Raw genomic sequence first — 21,160 nt, 5'->3', positions numbered from 1 at the left:
ACCGCGGCGCGTCAGCGCGACAGCATGGCGGCGCGATCGAGAGCGGTCGCAAAGCCCTGGAGCGAGATGGAGAAGGGCGCGGCGGTCCCGCCATCGGCGGTCGCCTTGATCCTGAGTGTGGTGCCTGTTCGCAAGGCCGCGACCATCGGTGCATCGAAACTGACGGCGACGAGGCAACCGCTTGGCAGGCAGGTGCGGAAGCGCATCGGCTGCACCGTCAGTTTCTCGTCGATCTGAAAGGCGACACCGGCATCGAGCGACAGCCCGAAAGGCAGGACCAGCACTCCGGCAACGGCGCCTCCCCCCAGGGCATTGAGCTCGATGGCGAGCACGCGCTGCCCGCTTTCCTGCGTCTGAATCTGGCTGAGCACGCAACGCTTCGCGCCGCCCTGCAGCGCGCAGACGACGCGCCAGTCCTTGTAAGTCTCGTTGAGCGAGGAGGCGCCGCCGGGCAGCGTCGCGCTCGCCGCAGCAGCCTGGCCGACCGCGGGAGCCTGCGCGATCTCGAGCCGCCGCGGCGCCGGAGCGTTGCTTCTGTCGACGGCCGATGCAGCGCGGCCCGAGCCGGCAATTGCCCGTTCCGATGCCAGCCATGCCGCCATGCCGCCAGCGCTGGCGAGTGCTGCAAGGCCGATGGTGCCGAGGAGGCGAATCCGGCGGCCGGTCATGCGATCGCCTTTCGGCCGTCGGCTTCCGACGACATGCGAGCCGGCTGCGGATGTCCGTCCAGCACGCGCTGCCAGGCCCGCTCCGCCTCGATCGTGAAACCGGGGCCGAGACTGCGCCGGAGCGTCCAGAGCAGCGTCTCGGCCAAGGCCCGATAGTGAGGCTCGATCAGGCGGTAGATCCTGTGGGACCGAGCAAGCTCCTGCACGACCGGCAGGAGTTCGCCGAAATGCCGGGAGTTCCCGAACATCAGCCGCAGCGTCAGCACGAGGCTGCGCTCCTGCGGCTCGATCTCCAGGGCGAAGAGCCGATAGACCTCCGGATAGGTTTCCAGCAGCCGATTGGCGAACATCGCATCCGCCTGCTGGGCGATCGGGAACAGCGCCACGATGTTGGTCAGGATGAGGGAGCGGGAACGGGAATCCATCTCGCCCTCAGAACCTGACATTGAAGTTGGCCTTGGCGGAATGGTCGGCGAGACCTGAGCCGAACTGTCCGCCGTAGCTGAGGCCGAGTGTGGCATTGGGCGCGATCGCATAGTCGAGCCCGGCCTCGATCACCGCCGCATTGCGCGCGATCGGCACGCCGGCGATGCCGAAGCCGTTGCCGCCGCCGGCGAAGCGCAGGCTCGCAAGCGGGGTGACGTCACCGAAGGCATGGCGCCAGCCGAGCGTCGCCTTGGCGGTCAGGTTGGCGCCGCCGAGATTGAAGCTGGTCTGGGCCCGCAGGCCCAGCGTCGTGAAGGTCGCGTCGGTATCGGCGGAAGTCCCGATCAGCGCCGCGGCGCCGCCCGTCTCGCGGAAGCCGTCCGTGCGCAGGTTCACGTAAGCCAGGTTGGCAAAGGGCTCGATCCGGGTCGCGCCCATGGTGAAACCATAGGCGAGCTCGCCGAAGATCTGCGCGGTCGCGGCGCCGTAATCGCCGCTCAGCCTGTCGCCCAAGCCGGGGAAGCCGACAGTCCGATTGGTCGCGATGTCGTGCCAAGTATAGGCGGCGCCGGTCCGCAGGGCGAGCGCGCCCCAGGTCGCGCCGCCATAGAGGCCGAGATGATAGTTGTCGCTCGTGCCCGAGGACTGGCGGCCCTTCACGTCGAAATCGGTGCGGCTATAGCCGGCGACCGCGCCGAGGCGCCAGTTGCCGAAGACCGGGGCGTCGGCGCCGATGAAGAAGCCGCCGGTCCTGCGCGTAAGCTTGGCCGCGTTGCCATCGCCATCGGTGCGGCCCCAGGAACCGAAGCCCTGGCCCCAGAGCGCGAGGCGATCGGTCGTGGCGAGCGCCGCGACCGGCTTGCCGTTCTCGTAGGTGACGACGGAATCGCCGGCCGCGCCCGTGCCACCGGCTGCCGCGCGCAGGCGGTCGTTGACGGCGTTGCGCAGGAAGCGGCTATCCTCGATCAGGGCCGTGCGAGCCGAGGCGTGGATCTCGCCCGAGAGCTGGTCGAAGGCGCCGCGCGCCTGTTCGGCCGAGAGGTTGAGCACCGCGTTGTAGACCGGGCTGCCCTGGCCGAGGCTCTCGACGCCGCCGCCGGCGGCGACCTGGTTCGGCGTGATGCCGACATTGCTGAAGGCCAGGGTATTGCGGGTCATCGTCAGATAGACGTTGTTGGCGTCGTAGCCGAGCGCGGGATCGAGAAAGGCGAGGTTCGAGCTGACGCCACCGGTGAAGGTGCCGGCGCGTCCTCCCGCCGCCGTCAGGATGGTGTATTGCGTCTGCGGCGCGTAGTTGCCGGCACCCGCGAGCACCTTGACCGAGCCACCATTGATCGTGGCAGTGCCGGTCGCGACGATCCGATCCGAGGCGCCCGCCGCGTCGATCTCGACCTCGTAGGTCGAGCCGGGATTGAAGGCGATGTTGCCGGCGACGTTGAGCGTGCCGATCGAGTTGCCTGGTGCGACGGTGCCGGCCACCGTCGTGTCGCCGACCGTGCCGCTGCCTTGGAGGCGGCCATCTGCGCTGATTGCGAGCCTGCCGCCGAGCTGCCCGTTCATCGCCAGGGCTCCGGTCTCGACCGTGGTAATGCCGGTGAAGCCGCTGGAATCGCCGGTGAAGGTGATGGTGTTTCCGGTCCCGGCCGCGATCGCCAGCCGGCCGTCGCCATTGCCGCTGCTGCGGACCGCGCCGCCATAGGTGCCCGACGCGTTCTGCTCGAAGCGCATCGTGGCCGCGCCGCGGATATCGAGATTGCCGCGGAAGGCCTCGGTGGTCGAGGACAGCGCGCCGCCCCAGATCGACCAGTCGAGCGTGCTGCGCCCGGTCAATCGCAGCGTGCCTGCTCCGTCCTTGATCATGACGCCGCCTTCGCCGCCAACATTGCCGGAGAAGCTGCCATCCTGCGTCTGGTTGAAGACGACGATGCCGTTATTGACGATGTTGTTGCGGATGCTGTTCGCGTTGCCTTCCAGCGTGCCGTTCTGGATGAAGGTGTCGCCCTGGTAGCTGTTGTTGCCGGTGAGGACGAGCCGGCCCAGATCGGTCTTCAGCAGGCCGCCGGTGCCGGTGATATCGGCACCGATCCGGGCGACGAAATTCGTGCCCTGGTTCGTGCCGTCGCCGACACGGATGACGGTCTGCGGCGCTGCCAGCGTGATCGGGCCGCCGTCCAGGCTGTAGCCGTTCACGGCGAACTGGAGGCCGTTCACCGAGACACCGCCCGGCGCGACCGTGACGGTGCCGGCCGTGCCCTGGAAAGCGGCATATCCGCCGCCCCAGGCTGCGTTGCCCTGGCCGTTCGCGCCGGTCCAGTTAGTCAGGCTGCCCCAATTGCCGGTGCCGCCATCGACCTGGCCGTTGGCCGTGGTCTGGCTGCCGTCCCAGAACTGCCAGGCCGGGCCGCCGCCCGCCCCGACCACGATATTGACCTGGCGCGCGACGCCGGTCTGGACGGTCGCGGTCATGCCGGCCGGCTCGGCGGTGACATCGAGCCCGTTATCGGTGAGCGCTCCGTCATAGTCGAACAGGCGGTAGACGCCGGCGCCGTAATTGCCGGCGCCGGTGATGTTCAGGCCGCCGTCCAGCGTCAAGTTGCCGCCGACGCCGAACAAGGCGCGCGTGCTCGGCGCATCGAGTTCGACCTCGATCGTGGAGCCGCTGTTCAGGACCAGATTGCCGTTGATGGTCAGGGCCTGGTCGGAGCGCCCGTGCAAGGTGCCGCCATTCGCGATCGTGACATTGGCGTTGATGGTGCCGATGCCTGACAGCCCGGCTGCATTCGCCACCTGCAGCGTCTGGGCGGTGATCGCGCCATCGACCTGCAGGAGGCCGCTATTCACATGGGCCTGCGAGACGTCCGAACCGACGCCGCGGAGGATGAGCCGGCCGGGACCGTTCTTGTGGAAGTCTCGCGCATCCGCCGGATTCGCCCTGGCGATCGGCCCGCCAAGCGTTGCCGTGCCGCTCTCCACCTCGACATTGAGATCGCCCTGAGCGAGCGTGATCGCATTGTTGAGCCGGACATTGTCGATGAGCGCAAGCGTGGTGCCCTGGCCGTCGATCGCCAGCCCGCCCGCGCCCAGCGCGCCCGTGATGCCCGCCCGAAGCGTCCCGCCCGCCAGCGAGGTGCCGCCGGAATAGGTATTGGCGCCGCGCAGCGTCAGGTGGTTGGTGCCTTCCTTGCGCAGCGCGCCTGCACCCGAGATCGCGTTCACGGAGGTCGACGCATAATCGGTCCCGCCATCCTGGTCCCGGCCCAGCGTCAGCCGGGCGCCGTCCGCGAGCGTCACCCGCCCGGTGCCGATGACCTCGTAGATTTTCTCGTTGACCTGGACGTTGAAGGTCGTGTTCTGGGAGGCGAGCACCGACGCCGTATCGGCAATATCGCTGCCGGCACCGGAAGTCAGGCTGCCGCGGTTGAGGAAGAAGCGACTGGCATTCACGGCTCCACCGAGCACGAGTTCGCCGGCCCCTTCCTTGAACAGGTCGCCCTCGTTGCTGGAGATGTCGCCCATGAGCCGGCCGGTGCCGCTGCCGACGCTGAAGACGGCGGTGGCGCCCGACGCGAGGCTGATGTCGTTCGCGAGCGAAATGGTATCGTCGAGGGCAAGCGTGCTGCCCAGGCCTTCGAAGCGCAGGATGCCCGTGCCGAGTGCGTTGGCGTGCTTCACGGTCAAGGTCGTGCCGCCGGCCAGGGTCGTGCCGCCGGAATAACTGTTGTTGCCGCCGAGCGTCTGGGTGCCGCTGCCTTGCAGGCGCAGGGCGAGAGCGTTCGTGCCGTCGGTGATCGCGCCATTGAAATCGATGCCGTTGGCGATCGTCAGGACGGAGGCGCCGGGACCGTTATTGGTGATCGTGCCGGCGTTGATGCCCAATTGGCCAAGCCGGTAGACGGTCTGGCTGGCGCCGCCGAGATCGAAGACGCCGCCGGAGACGAACACATGGGTTCCGGATCGGCTGTAGAAACTCCGCGCCACATCGCTGCCGAAGCGGACGACGCCGCCCGAGATACCGAGATGGCTGTAGCCGGGGCTTCCGAGGATGCTGGTCGGCGCGAAGACGATCGTGCCGTTGTTCGGCAGGGTGTCCCCGAGAAACAGGAATCCGCCGGTGGGCTCCCCGTAGGTGAGCGTCCCCGCGAAAACCGCGGTGATGCCGGCCGCGGCATGAATCGTATCCGTCGACCTCACGGTCACGGCATCCGTATAGGTGCCGCTCTGGGTGTAGTTCACGGAATTTGCGCGCGCTGACGGTAGCGACAGCGTGCCGACGGCGACGAGAGCGGTCGCCGACAGGAGGCTCGTCTTCCGGAGAGCATGGCTGCGCGCGACGCGCTTCGAAGGGGCAGTTTTCATCATTGGCCTTTTGGGGATGCGCGATGAGCGTCGGCCGACCGTGATGGCCGGATCAGTCGGAGGTTCTGTCGAGGATCGCCTTCAGGCGCGGCGCGAGCGGGCGCACGGTGTCGGCAAAGCGCGCGCCCTCGGCGCGGAACGCCAGCATCCGGGCGAATTCCGCCGGAGCGCCTCAAGCGCTTCCGCCTTCTGGGCCGCATTCAATGCCACGAGCCCGCTTGCGCCGGCATCGAGCTTGGCCCGCATCGCGTCGATCTCGCTCTGGGGCGCCAGGGCCGCGAGGCCTCGGAAGGTGTCGGCGACCACGATCTTCCAGCTTTCGGCGGTGAACCCTGCCGCCCGGATCAGGCCGCGCTCAGCCGCATCGCGCTCGAACCAGTCGGCGGCGATCTCCTCGTCATAGGCAAAGGGACCAAAGGCGGGCTGAAGCGCGGCGATGAGACCGACGACCTTGGCGGCCTCGTCACGCGTCAGCGCCGCGGCTGGATCGGCGACGAACAGAAGGCCCGTGCAAAGCGCAGCGGCCAGGAGACGACGCCTCCTGCGGTGCACGGCGGCGGCACCGTGCCGGTAGGAGCACATGATCGACAGCACTCGAATTCCCTTCCAAGGCCGAGAATGCAGGCTGTCGGCACGGCCCATTCGGCAAAGCGGAGCGGCGCTTTCGCGCCATTCGGGATGCACCCTAGGAAGAAGGTCGTTCGCCCGTCTGCGCAGCGAGCGAAGGGGCTTTGCAGGGAGCGAACACGGCCCGAGATATTTTTCAGGGCGCGGCAGCGAGGCTTTCGGCAGGGCCGAGGAGCCGCCTTCGTCCGCGTCATTCCCGCCCCTCCGGGCGCGCGGCCCGGCGGCTCAGGAAGTCGGCCCGGAATTCCGAAGGCGTGGCGTCGAAGCGCTTGCGAAACGCCCTGTTGAACGAGGATACGTCCGAAAAGCCGACGTCATAGGCGATCGCCGTGATCGTGCTGGCGGCGAGGTCACGTTCCCGGAGCAGGCGGACGGCGTGTTCGAGCCGCTGCCCGCGGACGAATTCCGAGAAGGTCGTTCCGGCATTCTCGAACAGGCGCTGGACATAGCGCACCGTGACGCCCTGGCGTCTCGCCACCGCCTCGATATCCAGAGCGCGATCGCACAGGCGCTTGAGCACGTCCCTCCGGACGAGCCTGTAACGGGCGGCCGCGATGCTGGTCTCGCTGCGTTCCGTCCCGCCGCGCACGACCCCGCCGAGAACCAGGGCGGTGAGATCATAGACATGGCGGGCGGCGGCCTCGGCGAGCTTGAGCGAGCCCGGCGGATTGCGGCGCAACAATGCGACATAGTCCTTCAGCAGCGACAGGCCTTCCGTCGCGGCCGGGATCACGTAGCTCGGCTCGAGGTCGAGGCGCGGGGCGCGGTCGGCCAGCAAGCGACGGTCGAGCGAGACGAAATCGAAGGAGGTCGGCCTGCCGTGCCGACATTCGTGGCAGATCGCCTCGCTGACGAGGACGAGATCACCGGCGGCTACCCGGATCGGCGGCTTGCCTCCGACCGAGATCTCGCGCTCGTCGTCCTGGACCGTCCAGACATAGTTCTGGCGCCCGTCCTGCAACAGGTCGCGCGCCCGGATGCCACGCATCGGCGTGAAACAGCCCCTGGAGACGACGAGCTCGCTCGGCAGCGCCATCGCCTCCAGATCGACGCGGATCGTGTCGCGGTCGAGCGGGAGCAACCGCCGTCCGCTCCAGACATGCCGGGCCATGAAGTCGTGCAGGAAGGCGATCCGCTCGCCGCGCGGAATCTCTTCCGTGGACAACCGTTGCATCGCAAACGGTGCGGTCGTCATGCGGAGGCTCCGGCTTCGGATGAAGTAGGAGCCAGTCCCCCACCGTTCAGAGGGGGCGGACGCTAGGGTGGGGCGGAGGTGGCGTCTCGGATGCTGGCGAACAGGTTTTGCAGCCGGCGAACGGAAAGGCGATTTTTCGCAGCCTGCAGGAGGCGGATCGACCGGTCGCGGCCGGTCTGGGAACGGCGACCGCGCGTCAGCCCTTCAGGGCGCTTGCCCTGACTTCTGAGGGCGTCGCCTCGAAACGCCGCCGGAAGGCCCGGTTGAATGTGGTGACATCGGAAAAGCCGGCATCATAGGCAATGGTCGTGATCGTGCAGGAGGCGGGATCGCGCTCCTGCAGCATGCGAAAGGCGCGTTCCAGCCGGTGCTCGCGGACGAAATCGGAGAAGGTCGTGTCCTCGGCCTCCAGCAGGCGCTGGATATAGCGCGGCGTGATGCCCTGGCGCCGGGCGACCGCTTCGATCCCGAGATCGGGGTCGGACAGCCGCTGGAGGATATCCTGCCGCACGAGTTTAAGCCGGGCCGCCGCGATGCTGCTGGTATTGCGCTCGGCACCGCCGCGAACGAAGCCGTCCAGCACCAGGGCGGCGAGATCGTAGACATGGCGCGCGGCGATCTCGCTGGCCCTGACCGATGCGGGCGGATTGCGGCGCAGCATCTCGGCATAACCCGACAGGAGCGGCAGCGAAGCGGATGCCGCCGGAATGACATAACTGGCTTCCAGCGCAACGCGTGGGGCGAGGCTCGCGAGCCGCCGCTGATCGAGCGAGAGCACGTCGACGGACATCGGCTTGCCCTGCCAGAACTCGAAGCAGACGGCCTCGTTCAGCAGCAGGAGATCGCCGGCCGAGACCTTGATCGTCCGGCCGCCGCCGACGGCGACCTCATGGTCCTCGTTATGGATCGTCAGCAGGTAGTGCTCGCGGCCGTCCTGCAGCAGGCTGCGCGTGCGGGCGCCACGCATCGGCGCATAGAGGCCGCGGCCGACGGTCAGCCCGCCCGGCAGCATCATGGCTTCCATATCGATCCGGATATTGTCCCGATCGGCCGGGCGGAATTCCAGCCCGCCGACATGGCGCGCGACGAAGTCGTGCACGAAGGCCATCTGTTCCCGGCGCGGGACATCGTCCGTCCGCAGTCGCATCATCGGGAACGGGGCTGCTGTCACGGAGCTCTCCCTTACGATGGACATGGCTCCCACGCGCGATGGCGGGGTCTTTCGGCGATGATGGCTGGTTGGCTTTCTCTATTACAAACCCGGGGTGCGCGCGAGTCCCTCGGTCACGCCTCTGGAGGCAAGGCTCGACAGGATGGTCTCGTCGGAGCCCTATTGGCCCGCCCGCAGCGCCTCGTGCAGCTCCGCCGGGCTCAAGCCTGCGAGGCCGAGCGTCGGGAGCAGGTCGTTCTCGGCATCGAAGTCGCGCGCCATGATCGCGTCGAACAGGGCGATGCCGGCCTGATGGACCGGCATGGGCAGGCCGCAGATCGCGCCGAGGAGGACGAGCGGCACCAGCCCGAAGGGCACGTCCTCGGTGATGAAGCGCGTGTCGAGCGTCTTCGGCCCGGCGAGTTCCGGCCGCGAGCGGTAGACCGCCGCCGCCATCTCCGCGACGGGGCCGGGCTGGACACCGAAGGACAAGGCGTAGTGCTCCTGCACGCTGCGCACGCCGAGGCCAAAGGACTGCGCCAGCGCCAGCCTCTCGCCGTCCAGGGCCTCGATGATGCGCCCGACGCCCGGCGTGATCGAGCCGTAATTCGGCCAATCCTCGCCGCGCTCGGCCCGTGTCAGGTTGCCGAGCATGTTCGCCATATGCGCGGGCGGATTGAGGTTGCTCAGCATGATCGCGAGCATGTCCTCGCGCAATTGGAAGCGATCGCCGAACAGCGTCTGGCAGAGCGCCAGCGCCGCCGCGCCATGGCGGGCGGGCAAGGCGGCGACGTCGAGACGTTGGCGGATGCCTGAGATGTGGACGCTGCGCGGCCCGGTCTTCCGGGCAGTCAGGGCCGTCGTCGCCCAAGCCGCGATCGGCAGCTCCAGACCGCGCTGCTTCAGCAGGCGGTGCAGATAGAGCGCCGCGAAGGAGCAATGGGCGCTGAAGATGACCGCCTGACCCTCCTCCAGATGCAGCGCCAGCGTGTCGCAGATCCTGCGGAAACCATTGGCCTGAACGGCGACGATGACCGCATCCGCCCCGGCGACGGCCTCGGCGCAGGTCTGTGCGACGGCGAGCGGCAATTCTCTTTCGATCTTGCCCGTCACGGACAGGGGCGCGGCCCCGGCGAAATCGGCCATGGCCGCGCCACTCGGCGACCAGAGCATGGGCTGGTGGCCATGCGTCGTCAGATAGGCGGCATAGCCGCGCCCGATTCCGCCCGACCCGATAATGGCAACACGCATCTGACTATCCCGATATGACCGCATGAAACGAAGGAGTCCGGCCCGGCTCCGTGCCGAGGCGAGATGAAAGCCGGCGAACGATCCGGGCGTTGACCTTCACGGTCGAAACCCCTTCTTCTGACGGCCGGGATTCGCGCCGGCCCGCTCCGGACGGATATGAGGCGAGGCGATGAAGCGACCCCTGCAGCTCAGGCAGATCGAGGCGTTCAAGGCCGTGGTCGAGACCGGCTCGGTGACGGCGGCTGCGAATGTGCTGGGGATCTCGCAGCCCTCGGTCAGCAAGCTGATCTCCCATCTCGAGGAGGATGCCGGCCTGCAATTGTTCGAGCGCGTGCGCGGGCGCCTCGTCCCCTCGGAACGAGGCATCCGCCTCTACGAGGAGGTCGACCGGACATTCGCCGGCATCCGGCAGATCGAGCGCGCGATCGACTCCATCCACCGCGAGGATATCGGTCAGCTCTCCGTCGGCGTGCTGCCGGCCCTGACCGGTCACCTGACGCAGCAGGCGACCAGCCGCTTCCTGGCGAAGCACCCGGACGCCTATGTCTCGATCCTCGGCCGCAGCTCGCAGGTCGTGATCGACTGGCTCGTGCGGCGGCAGATCGATGTCGGCATCGTCAATGCGCCGATGGAGAACCCGTATCTGAACGCGGTTCCGCTGGCGACGCATCCGCTCGTCTGCATCATGCCGCGCGGCCATGGCCTCGCCAGCAAGCATGTGATCACTCCTCAGGATATCGCAGGAACGCCGTTCATCGCGCTCGCGTCCGAGAACAAGACGCGGGTGCAGATCGAGGCAAGGCTCGCCGAACACGATGTCCGGCCCCGCATCGTCGCCGATGCGAACCTGACCGGCACGATCTGCGAGTTCGTCGCCTCGGGACTGGGGATCTCGATCCTCGATCCGGTCTTCGTCCACGCGGTCCGGGACCGTGTGGAGATCAGGCGGCTCTCGTTCGCGATCGAGACCGATCTCTGGCTCTGCCACCCGCGCGAGGCGCGCAACAAGGTCTTCGTCGAGACCTTCCTTCGCGTCGCGCAGGAGGCGATCGGGGCGATGATGGACGAGGTCTTCAGCGCTCTGCCAGCGTCGTGACCTCGGTGATCGGCAGCGATAGGTTGAGCGCGCCCTTCAGCGGGTAGCCGTAATCGACCTTGCTGCTGCGGCCCCAGACCTGGAGGATGTCGTTGATCGGGATCGAGCAGACATCGTCGTGGATCTTGCGCTGTGCTTCGTGCCAGAGGGCGATCTGCTTCTTCTGGTCGGGCTCGTGCCGGGCCGCGTCGATCTCGGCATCGGCGACGGCGCAATGCGAGAAATTCGCCACGGCCGTCGGCTTACCGACCGCCGCCTTCGAGGCGTAGAATTCCGAGAGATAGGCATCGGCCACCGGGAAGCGGGCGGCACCGTAGAAGACCAGCGCGCTCGCATTCTTGCGGATCTGGTCGTGATAGGTCGGGTGGTCGACGACGTTGAGCTCGAGCTTGATGCCGACCTTGGCGAGTTGGGCCTGAATGATCTCCATGGCCGGCAGATGGGCCGAGATGTTGGAGGTCGTCGCCTTGATCGTGAAGCCGTTGGGATGCCCGGCATCCTTCATGAGCGCCGTCGCCTTGGCCGGGTCGAACTTGTAGGCACCGTAGGAGCAGTCCGAACCGAGATAGCCGTCCGGCACGACCGAGCAGCCGCGCGGCCCGACATCGACACCGACGAAGCGCTCGATCTGGGCGGTGTCGATGGCATGGGACAGCGCCTGCCGCACGCGCAGATCATCCAGCGGCGCGACGGTGCGGTTGATATGCAGCGTGCGGTATTCGCCGGGGCGGAAGATATCGACGACGACATTGCCGCGGCGGCGGGCCTGATCGACCCATTTCTGCTCGCGCTTGGCATAGAAGATGTCGAGCTCGCCCGAGGAATAGGCGAGTTCCCGGCTGCTGTCGGAGGGAATGAAGCGGTAGTCGATGCCGTCGATCTTCGGCGCGCCGCGGAAATAGGCCTTGTTGGCGTCAAGCTTCACGCGCTGCTGCGTGACATGCTCGACGAAGCTGAACGGCCCGGTGCCGACCGGATTGGTGGCGAAGCGGTTGCCCAGCGCCTCGGCCGCCTTGCGGCTCACGACATAGCCGCCACGATAATTGCTGACGAGATTGAGGAAGGATGCGTCCGGCTCGCGCAGGGTAACCTTCACGGTCAGCGGATCGAGGGCCTCGGCACCCGCCATGTTGCTCAGGCTCGACGCGAAGGTCGAGGTGTCGCGATTGGCGGCGCGCTTCAGCGAGAAGACGACGTCGTCGGCGGTCAGGTCGCCCCAGTCGCCATGGAACTTGACGCCGCGGCGCAGATGGAAGGTCCAGGTCTTCTTGTCGTCCGAAGCGTCCCAGCGCTCGGCGAGATCGGGTTCGAGATCGGCGGAATCGGCGCTGCCGGGCTTGAAGCGGACGAGGCCGTTGAAGACCCAGGCGACGACCGACTGGTCCGTCGTCGAGACGGCACGATGCGGGTCCAGCGTCGCGATATCGGTGCCGTTGGGGCTGATGCGCAGCACGGCGGCCTCGGCCGGTGCCAGCAGGGCGGCGAGCGGGAAGGCGGCGACTGTTGCCAGCATCGCGGCCATGATCCGGGCTTTCATTCCTGTGTCCTCCTTGGTTTCGCCAGATGGGGTGTCGGCTTGGTCAGCGCGACTGGGTTCGGGGGTCGCACGCGTCGCGCAGGGCGTCGCCGAGCAGGTTGAGCGCGAGCACGGTCAAGAGGATCGCGAGGCTCGGGAACACCGCGAGCCACCAGGCGTCGAGGATGTTCTCGAAGCCCTCGCGGATCATGCTGCCCCAGGTCGCGGTCGGTGGGGGAACGCCGAGCCCGATGAAGCTGAGCGAGGCTTCCGTACGGATCGCGGAAGCCAGCCAGAGCGAGCTCATGACGACGACGTCCGACATCATGTTCGGCAGGATGTGGCGCGTCATGATCCGGATGGGTCCGCAGCCATAGGAGCGGCTGGCCTCGACGAAATCGCGCTCGCGCAGCGAGATGGTGGGCGCACGCGCGACGCGGGCGAAGGGCGCGATCTCGGTCACTGCGATGGCGATGATCAGGTTATCCAGGCTCGCGCCCAGCATCGCGGCGATCATCAGGCCGAGCAGCAGGGTCGGGAAGGCGAGCATGACGTCGAGCACGCCCATCACGATCTGGTCGAAAAGCCCGCCGACATAGCCGGCGATCACGCCGATCGTGGTACCGACCAGCATGGCGACGATGATCGCGGCGAAGCCGACGAAGAGCGAGACCCGCGCGCCGTAGATCAGGCGGGAGAGGACATCGCGGCCATAGCTGTCGGTGCCCAGCCAGTATTCGGCGGAGGGTGGCTCGAGACGGGCGGCGATGTTCTGTTCGAGGGGATCATGGGGCGCAAGCCAGGGCGCGAGCGCCGCGACGAGCACGATCAGCGCCAGCAGGGCAAGGCCGATCCAGGCCAGCCTGTTCTGCGTGAGGGCGAGCCAGAGGCGTCCCGGCCGGCTCTCCAGGGTAGGGGCCGCGGCGTCGCTCATGCGTATTTCACCCTGGGATCGACGAGGCCATAAGCCAGGTCCGTCACCGTGTTCACGGCGATGACGCAGATGGCGAAGATGATCATCAGCCCCTGCAGCAGCGTGTAGTCGCGGGAGTTGAGCGCACCGAGGATCAGCTTGCCGAGGCCGGGGCGGTTGAAGATGATCTCGGTCAGGACCGAGTTGCCGATCAGCGTGCCGAAATACAGGCCGACCACGGTGATGATCGGGATCAGGCTGTTGCGCAGCGCGTGCCGGGCGACAAGCCTGGCGGGGCCGACGCCCTTGGCGCGGGCGGTGCGGATGTAATCCTCGGTCAGCACGCCGAGCATCGCGGCCCGCGTCACCCGCATGACATAAGCGGTCATGATCAGGCCGAGATTGAGCGCGGGCAGCGCCAGCCCGCGCATGTGCTCGGCGAAGCCCTGTTTGCCGCCGGCACCGCCGAGCACCGGGAACCAGCCGAGCTGGATCGCGAAGACGATCAGCATCAGGATGCCCGAGACGAAAGCGGGGAAGGACAGCCCGATCAGCGAGACGATGCGCGAGACATAGTCGATCCAGCCGTTGCGGCTGAGCGCCGCCGCCACGCCCAGCGGCAGGCCGAAGAGGAGGCCGATCGCGATCGCGGCGACGGTCAATTCAATCGTCGAGGGCAGGACCTGCCGCACTTCCTCGATGACGCTGCGGCCGCTGCTCAGGGACTGGCCGAGATCGCCGGTGGCGACGTTGAGCAGGAAGGACAGGTACTGGACGTAGACCGGCCGGTCGAGGCCGAGCTTGGTCCGCAGTGCGGCGAGCGAGGCGGCACTCGCCTGGTCGCCGAGGATCACCTGCGCGGCATCGCCTGGAACCATCCGGACGAGGATGAAGATCGCGGTCAGCATGACCAACAGGGTCGGGATGGCGAAGAGCAGCCGCCTGAGGACGAAGCCGGTCATGCCGGGCTCCCCGGCCTATGCCTGTGCGTGAACAGCGATTCCAAGATCGACCTGCACCCAAAATTGCGCCTTGGATGCGACGGTAGGAGTGGCCCTACCCATTCGTCAAAGTCGTTTTTGTGGTTTGGTCATTCCATGAGGCTATGGAATGAGCGGTGGTTCTGCGCCGCGCGCGGACGATCGGCGTTCAAGGTGCAACCGACAGTCGAGGCGTATACGGTCGCGATGCCGTGGTACGAGCGCGATGACTTCACCCGGCTCTGGCAGCTTGCCCACGACTGCGATCAGATGCCCTCGGACGACGACACCTGGCATCGCAATGCGGTCGCGGTGATGAATGCCTGGCTTGCGCGAGGGCGGGCGCTGGAGATCGTCACGATCAAGCCGGCCGCGTTCTCTGCATGGCTGCAGGATAGCGGCCTGCCGAACACCGCGGAAACTTGCCGCAAATATGTCGAGTTCCGCGCCGGTACCCATTGCCACGATGTGGCCTAGGCTTTCGCTTTCGATGCTCTAGCCGGTCCGCGTCCAGCGCAGGAAGGCGGATAGCCGCAGCAGACTGTTGACGATCAGAGCATAGACCACGCCCGTGTCTCCATTCTCAGGAGCCCACGATAACGCGTGGTGCTTTTAGCGTTGTTGACGCGGCGCAAGCTGCTCCGACAAATCCCGCGACCGGATCGCTCCGGCGGATGCGAGCATTCAGGGAATTCCGGGCCGGGTCAATCGCAGGGAATTCCAAGTTTTCGCGGAATTGGAGAACGGTTCTGTCGCGATTGTCGCGCGGCGATCAGGGAATGACGCTCAGCATCATCATGGTCTGGAACATCATCGTGCCGATCTGGCCGTGGATGTCGCCGCGCATGGTATTGACGTTGCGCCAGGCGCTCGGCCCGAGCTGCAGCCAGCCGATGCGCGAGCCGCGCGGCGGCGACTGCGTCACCATCCAGTTGACCGTGCCCGGCAGGCTCGGAGCGTTCTTATGGGCACTGATCATGAAGGCACTGTCGAAATCGATCTGCTCGCGGATGATGCCGGTTCCGCCAAGCTTTTCGGCGAAACGGAAGAGGTGGTTGACGCCGGAGCTGTAACTGGCGACGCCGACCTGCTGGATCGAGCTGCGGACATCCGGCACGCCGAAGGACATCTGGACCGCCGTCAGGATGTCGTTGAGCGTCTCGACGCCGCGATCGGCAAAAAGATTGGTGGTCGAGCTGTTGGCGCGCGAGCCATGGGTCATGAACGGTACGAGAAGCACCATCTGCTTCATGGCGGCCATCTGCAGCCCTTGTCCCGGCACGTAGCGCTTCACCGTCGGCCAGCGTCCGGCGAAGTTCGGATAGGCGGCATCGTCGGAGGCGCCGATCGTGTCGGGATGGAAGAAGATATAGGCGCGCGAGAAATCGACCGTCCCGGCCGGCACGCAGGCGCCGACCCAGAACACCGAGCCGTTTTTCTCGATCTTGAACAGGAATTCGGAGATGGTGCCCGCGGCGGCCCCTTCGACGAGTGCCGCACCCTTTGCCACCGGCGTGAACAGGAATGGCAGGACGCTGGAGGGAACGACCGCCGGGATCGAGAAGGAGCCGGGCGCTCCCAGCAGGGTCTCCCGAAAGCGCAGGACGTTCAGTTCGGTGAAGCTGTTATCGACCGGCTTCGGTGGCGCGGGCGCGGCGCCGCTTGCCAGGGCATCGAGCTTGCGCAGGCTGGCGCCGCCCGGGTCGACCACGCCATCGGCGACCCGCAGCTCGCCGCGCTGGAGCCAGAAGGCCTGGAATGCGGCGATGGCGGCGGCAAGTTGAGCGTTGCAGCGCTTGAAGCCCCCGGCGGAAGGTGGCTCCGACACGCCGCGCATGCCGGCATTACCGGGGTCGATGGCCCAGAGCAGCTTGATGATCTTGCTCTGATCGACCGGAGCGTTCTGCACCTGTGCGGTGCCGTTGCGCACGCCGACAGGCCCGGACAACGTCGTCATCGTACCCACCCCCCGCCATCGCTGTTGTCGATCGGATAGGCGTTATCGAAAGCCGCTGCGTCATCCGCTTGAATGAGGTGCGCGTTCTGGCCGGACGCGACAGGCATCGTCAGCTTGCTCTCCGAACGTAAACCTGGAGATCGACCTTGTGACGCGATGATCTCCGGGATGCTGTCGCAGCGTCAACCAATGGTCGCGGAGCAGTTCCGGTTCCGTCGCGGATGGCTGACCGGTCGCATCACGCGGCCTCCGCCGCATCCTCCATTTTCAGGATCTTGAGGCCGATCTGGACCATCAGCATCTCCTCGGCGTCGTCGAGATCGATGCCGGCCTCGGACCGGATCTTGTCGAGCCGATAGAGAACCGTCTTCGGGTGGACGCCGAGACGGCGCGAGGTTTCCAGCGCGTTGCCGCTGCAGGCGATATAGGCCTCCAGCGTCTCGACGAGATCGGCCCGGGCTCGCGTTTTGACTGAAGCCAGCCGTTGCAACGATGGCGGGATCATCTCCCTGAGCTCGTGCTGCGGCGCAAGCCGGCAGAGCATGCGGTAGATCCCGAGCTCGTGGAAGAAGACGAGGTTCTTCTCGAAGCGGGCGCGGATGCCGATATTGAGGGCGTCGAGCGCCTGCCGATAGCTGCGAGGCAGCCCCTCGACATCGGCCGCGACCTCGCCGATCCCGGCCCGTACGGTCGCGCGCTCCTCGCTTCGTGACCAGAGCGCGCTCAGTTCGGCGAAGCGGCGTTCGAATTGCACACGCCATTCGCGGCCCTCGCCGGCCGGCCAGAACAGCACGATATGGCCGCCCCGGATCTGGGCATGGGCGTTGTCGATCACGCCGGTGAGAAGCTGTGCCAGACGCTCCAGGCTTTGGACCTCGTCGGATGCCGCGCCGGATGATTTCGACGGAGCCTTCAGGCCGAGCACGGCGACCGCATGCCTGCGCCTCAGGTCCCACTGGATCAGGCCGGCGCGGCGATGCAATTCGCTGGAGGGGAGGGCGCTGCCGCCGAGCAGATCGCCGATCAGGTCGAAGCGGAACTGCTTCTCGACCTCGATGACGGCCTGTTGCCTGAGGAAGTCGAGCGCGAGTGCGTTGATCGCGCTCTCGATGGCGATGGACTGAACATCCTCCAGCTCGCCGTTCAGTTCGAGGACGGTGAGATAGAGCCTGACCTCGTCGCCGACCCGCACGGAGAAGACGTGGCGGTTGCAGATGCGGTTGTCGGCCTCGGGCACGGCGACGGTCTGGGTGTAGAAGAGCGCGCCCTCCTGATGGTCCTCGGGCGAGGCGAGGCTGACCGAACTGCCCGTGGTCCCGGCGAGGCATTGCAGCTTCTCGTCATAGAGCCCGACCGGGTTGCCGATGAAGGTCTCCAGCGATTTCAGGATGCGGAAGGCGCCCTGGTTCGCCAAGGAGGCGCTGAGGAAATGGTCGCTGATCTCCTTGAAGCGTTCGAGGACGCCGAGCCGCTCGCTGAGGAGGTGCTCGGAGATGCACAGGACGATGGTCCGGTAGAGCACGTTGCGGGGGATCTCGATGACGGGGAGCCGGTGCCTGCGCGCGGCCTCGACGATCTCCTCCGGGACCTCCTGCACGAAGAGACCGGTCTTGACGATCAGCGCGCTGAGCTTGCGGGCGGCGACCTTCGCGATGAAGGCGTCGAGCGGGCGCAGGCGATCGAGCGAATAGAAATTGGTGAGCAGGACGTCGCCGGGCTGCACCCAGTCGGTGACGTCAGGCGCCTCGATGACGTTGACGCCGCGGACCGGGTTGGAAAGGCCTTCCTCGCCGCAGATCAGGCGGGCCTGCTTGAAGGGCGCGAACTGGAGCAGCTCGGAAATCTTCAATTGATGGGCCATGGCCTGCACTCCCGGCGGCTGCTCCGCGCTATCGCTGTAGTCGCGAAAGGACGGCGCTCGCAAGCGAATCCGGGTTAGAAGGGTTCAATTTTTATCTTCAGAGGATAAAAAATGGCCGGTCAATTTAGGCGGCTTGGCAATGGTTCCCCGCGCGCCGGCTTACTAGGCTCCCCAGCAAAAGAAGATCGTTCGACTGCGGGACCCGCGCCGCTGGAGTGCGCCCGCGAGGATGGGGAAGACCGATGGATAGATCCTTTATCTGGCGAAAGGGCGATTGGGGCGGCTATTTCGGCCTGTTGGCCAACAACCTGACCAATCTCCTGACGATGATCGGCCTGCTGCTCTTCGTCGTCGGTTTTCCCAAGGAGATGGTCTATGGCCGGATCGCCCCGGCCTTCGGCCTCGCCGTCTTCGCCGCGAGCCTGTGGTACACCTATTTCGCCTACAAGCTGGTCAAGGAAACCGGCCGCTCGGACGTGACAGCGCTGCCGTCCGGCCCGAGCGCGCCGTCGATCTTCACGGTGACCTTCCTCGTCATCCTGCCGGTCTATCTCCAGACCAAGGATGCCGAGTTCGCGCTGCAGATCGCGCTGGTCTGGTGCTTCGTCGAGGCGATGATCCTGGTTGGCGGCTCCTTCCTGGGCGAGACGATCCGCAAGACGATCCCGCGTACCGTGCTGCTGTCCTGCCTTGCCGGCCTCGGTCTGTTGCTGCTCGCGATGAATCCGATGCTGCAGTCGTTCGAGACGCCGACCGTCGCCTTCGTCGTGCTGGCGCTGATCTTCCTGAACTGGTTCGGCAAGAAGCCGATCTTCCCGAAGATTCCGACCGGCTTCCTGCTGCTCGCGGCCGGCACGGCGCTGGCCTGGATCTTCGGCCTGCAGAGCCCGGCCGAGATCAAGAACTCGCTGTCGACTTTCGGCTTCAACCCGCCGACGCTGCATATCACGAGCTTCCTCAACGGGCTGCCGCATGCGCTGCCCTATCTCGCCTCGGCCGTTCCGCTCGGCCTCGCCAACTACGTGTTCGACCTCGAGAATATCGAGAGCGCCCATGCCGCGGGTGATCCCTACCCGACGCGCCAGGTGATGATGGCCAACGGCCTGTCCTCGACGCTCGGCGCCATGTTCGGCAACCCGTTCCCGGTCACCGTCTATATCGGCCATGCCGGCTGGAAATCGATCGGCGCCGGCACCGGCTACACCTTCTTCACCGGCCTGAGCATGTTCGTGCTGTCGCTGTTCGGGCTGGGAGCCTTCCTACTGGCGCTGATCCCGATGGTCGCGGTGGTTCCGATCCTCGTCTATATCGGCATCGTCACGGCCAATCAGGTGGTGCGCGAGTCGCCCCGCGACGAGGTGCCGGTGATCTTCGTCACGATGTTCCCGTGGATCGCCAACTGGGCGCTGACGCTGACCAACAACACCCTGGCGGCTGCCGGCACCGCCGCCGAGACCGTCGGCGTCGAGGCGCTCGCCAAGAAGGGCGTCTACTATCAGGGCCTGTCCAATCTCGGGAACGGCGCGCCGCTGAGCAGCATGACCTGGGGCTGCATCACGATCTTCGCGATCACCGACAAGCCGATGCGCGGCGCTGTCGCGGCGCTGGCCGGCGGCTTCCTGACACTGTTCGGCGTGATCCACGCGCCGACAGTCGGCTTCGCCCAGCCGCACGCCATGCCACTGGTCTATGCCTATTGCATGATCGCCGGCGTCTTCGTGCTCAAGCACTATCTCAACCTGCGCGAGGCGGACCGCTCGATGCAGACCGGCTCCGACCAGGCCAGCGCCATGAAACCGGCCACCAGCAAGGCGTGAGCCGGCGAGGCGAGCCCGCCCGTTATGGGCGGCTCGTCTCGCTTCGCATGCCCTCTGCAGCGCCCGCCCGGGGCGCTGCGTCACCGATCGACAGGAAGACCCGATGAACGCCCCGTCCGCCAACCCGCCCCTGATCGCCGCCGCCGACCTCGGTGACATGGCCACGATCGAGCGCCTCCTCGCCGAGGGCGCCAAGGTGGACGCCAAGGACGAGACCGGGCGCACGGCGCTGATGGCGGCAACGCAGAAGAACAACCTGCCGCTGGCGCGGCGCTTGATCGCGGCCGGCAGCGACGTCAATGCCCGCGACATCACCATGCTCTCGCCCTATCTCTGCGCCGGCGCGAACGGCTTCAACGAGATCCTGAAACTGGCGATCGCCTCGGGCGCCGATCGCAACAGCGTCAACCGCTTCGGCGGCACGCCGCTGCTGCCGTCGAGCGAGAAGGGCTTTCTGCGGACCGTGCGGGTCTGTCTGGCGGCCGGCATTCCGGTGGACCGCGCCAATGATCTCGGCTGGTCGGCCTTGCTGGAGGCCGTGATCCTCGGCGACGGCGGCAGGCTCTACGGCGACGTGGTCGAGGCTCTGGTCGAGGCGGGTGCGGACCAGCATCTCAAGGATCGCGACGGCAAGTCCTCGCTGGAGCATGCGCAGGCACTCGGCCAGGAGCGCGTGCTGAAGATATTCCGCGGCGAGGGCGCTGCGGCCGGGCCGGGCTCGGCGGCGATCCGGCAGGCGAAGCAGGCCGAGAAGGCCGAACGCTACGAGGAGGCGCTTGCCATCGTGGAGGCTGGACTGACGCAGCACCCGGGCGATGCCGATCTCGGCTACTACAGGGGCTATTACCTCTACGAGCTCGGGCGCAACGAGGAGGCGATCCGCGCCTTCGAGACGGTGCTCGCGGCGAGCCCCGACGCGATCGAGTTCCATTTCTACATCGCTTATGCCTGGCGGGCGATGAAGCAGCCGGAGGCGGCGCTCGCGGCCTTCGACGCGGGCATCGCGAAGCAGCCGGGAGCCCTGTTCCTGCGCTATCACAAGTCGAACTATCTGCGTGAGCTCGGCAGGCATGAGGCTGCCGTCGCCGTGATGGACGAATTGCTCGCGCTTGATCCCGGCCGCTACGATTTCGCCTTCCACAAGGGCAACAGCCTGCGCTCGCTCGGCCGACACGAGGAGGCGATCACGGCAATCGAGATCGCTATCGCGTCCGATCCCGGCAACCCGCTCTATCGCCAGCACAAGGCGCAGTCGCTCCGGCTGCTCGGCCGTGAGGCCGAGGCGCAGGCCGAGATAGCAGCGGCAGGCCGGCCTCCGGCCGCCCGCGCCAGCTGAACGCCGGCTGG

The 21,160-nt window shown here is 66.8% G+C and carries 16 protein-coding genes; 4 read left to right on the top strand and 12 right to left on the bottom strand.

Annotated elements, in window-relative coordinates; translation table 11 throughout:
- Positions 1-11 precede the first annotated feature (11 nt).
- The 7 genes from ACFJGT_RS19965 to ACFJGT_RS19935 form a co-directional block, all read right to left on the bottom strand.
- Positions 12-668, bottom strand: a complete 657-nt coding sequence (locus tag ACFJGT_RS19965; RefSeq protein WP_377841480.1) for an invasion associated locus B family protein — start codon at positions 666-668, stop codon at positions 12-14.
- A complete protein-coding gene (locus tag ACFJGT_RS19960) occupies positions 665-1,093 on the bottom strand; it encodes a hypothetical protein (protein ID WP_377841477.1) in 429 nt (142 codons plus the stop codon). The genes ACFJGT_RS19965 and ACFJGT_RS19960 overlap by 4 nt, the downstream gene beginning before the upstream one ends.
- 7 nt (positions 1,094-1,100) lie before the next feature.
- The gene (locus ACFJGT_RS19955) at positions 1,101-5,450 is read right to left on the bottom strand and encodes an autotransporter domain-containing protein (RefSeq protein WP_377841475.1); all 4,350 of its coding nucleotides are present in this window, start codon (positions 5,448-5,450) and stop codon (positions 1,101-1,103) included.
- Between the two features lie 81 nt (positions 5,451-5,531).
- Entirely contained in the window at positions 5,532-6,092 is a 561-nt protein-coding gene (locus tag ACFJGT_RS19950; RefSeq protein ID WP_377841473.1) for a hypothetical protein, read from the bottom strand.
- Between the two features lie 175 nt (positions 6,093-6,267).
- Entirely contained in the window at positions 6,268-7,272 is a 1,005-nt protein-coding gene (locus ACFJGT_RS19945; protein ID WP_377841471.1) for a helix-turn-helix transcriptional regulator, read from the bottom strand.
- Positions 7,273-7,468: 196 nt separating this feature from the next.
- The gene (locus tag ACFJGT_RS19940; RefSeq protein WP_377841468.1) at positions 7,469-8,443 is read right to left on the bottom strand and encodes an AraC family transcriptional regulator; all 975 of its coding nucleotides are present in this window, start codon (positions 8,441-8,443) and stop codon (positions 7,469-7,471) included.
- Between the two features lie 159 nt (positions 8,444-8,602).
- Positions 8,603-9,673: an NAD/NADP octopine/nopaline dehydrogenase family protein gene (locus ACFJGT_RS19935; protein ID WP_377841466.1), complete on the bottom strand. Its 1,071-nt coding sequence runs from the start codon at positions 9,671-9,673 to the stop codon at positions 8,603-8,605.
- Between the two features lie 169 nt (positions 9,674-9,842).
- Between ACFJGT_RS19935 and ACFJGT_RS19930 the strand changes: the two genes are divergently transcribed.
- Entirely contained in the window at positions 9,843-10,769 is a 927-nt protein-coding gene (locus ACFJGT_RS19930) for a LysR substrate-binding domain-containing protein (protein WP_377841464.1), read from the top strand.
- Here ACFJGT_RS19930 and ACFJGT_RS19925 read toward each other — a convergent pair.
- The 3 genes from ACFJGT_RS19925 to ACFJGT_RS19915 are packed head-to-tail and all read right to left on the bottom strand — an operon-like array spanning position 10,747 to position 14,160.
- Positions 10,747-12,306 (bottom strand): ABC transporter substrate-binding protein, encoded by a 1,560-nt coding sequence (locus tag ACFJGT_RS19925; RefSeq protein WP_377841461.1) that lies wholly within the window; start codon positions 12,304-12,306, stop codon positions 10,747-10,749. The genes ACFJGT_RS19930 and ACFJGT_RS19925 overlap by 23 nt on opposite strands.
- A gap of 43 nt (positions 12,307-12,349) precedes the next feature.
- On the bottom strand, positions 12,350-13,219 hold the full coding sequence (locus ACFJGT_RS19920; protein ID WP_377841459.1) for an ABC transporter permease: 870 nt from the start codon (positions 13,217-13,219) through the stop codon (positions 12,350-12,352).
- Positions 13,216-14,160, bottom strand: a complete 945-nt coding sequence (locus tag ACFJGT_RS19915) for an ABC transporter permease (RefSeq protein WP_377841456.1) — start codon at positions 14,158-14,160, stop codon at positions 13,216-13,218. Before ACFJGT_RS19915 ends, ACFJGT_RS19920 begins: the two co-directional genes overlap by 4 nt.
- 135 nt (positions 14,161-14,295) lie before the next feature.
- Here ACFJGT_RS19915 and ACFJGT_RS19910 point away from each other — a divergent pair, with 135 nt between their 5' ends.
- Positions 14,296-14,655, top strand: coding sequence for a hypothetical protein (locus ACFJGT_RS19910; RefSeq protein ID WP_377841453.1), 360 nt, complete (start codon positions 14,296-14,298; stop codon positions 14,653-14,655).
- 295 nt (positions 14,656-14,950) lie between these two features.
- Here ACFJGT_RS19910 and ACFJGT_RS19905 read toward each other — a convergent pair whose 3' ends face one another.
- A complete protein-coding gene (locus ACFJGT_RS19905) occupies positions 14,951-16,135 on the bottom strand; it encodes a hypothetical protein (protein ID WP_377841450.1) in 1,185 nt (394 codons plus the stop codon).
- A 238-nt stretch (positions 16,136-16,373) separates the two neighbouring features.
- Complete coding sequence (locus ACFJGT_RS19900; protein WP_377841448.1) at positions 16,374-17,996, bottom strand: PucR family transcriptional regulator; 1,623 nt, start codon at positions 17,994-17,996, stop codon at positions 16,374-16,376.
- 242 nt (positions 17,997-18,238) lie between these two features.
- On the opposite strand from ACFJGT_RS19900, the gene ACFJGT_RS19895 reads away from it, so the two are divergent.
- The gene (locus tag ACFJGT_RS19895) at positions 18,239-19,813 is read left to right on the top strand and encodes a regulator (protein WP_377841446.1); all 1,575 of its coding nucleotides are present in this window, start codon (positions 18,239-18,241) and stop codon (positions 19,811-19,813) included.
- 103 nt (positions 19,814-19,916) lie between these two features.
- Positions 19,917-21,149, top strand: coding sequence for a tetratricopeptide repeat protein (locus ACFJGT_RS19890; RefSeq protein ID WP_377841443.1), 1,233 nt, complete (start codon positions 19,917-19,919; stop codon positions 21,147-21,149).
- Positions 21,150-21,160 lie beyond the last annotated feature (11 nt).

Source organism: Allobosea sp. UC22_33, assembly GCF_042700715.1.
Taxonomy (GTDB): domain Bacteria; phylum Pseudomonadota; class Alphaproteobacteria; order Rhizobiales; family Beijerinckiaceae; genus Allobosea.
Note: the sequence above shows the minus strand (reverse complement) of the source record. Positions and strands in the feature narration are given on the sequence as shown.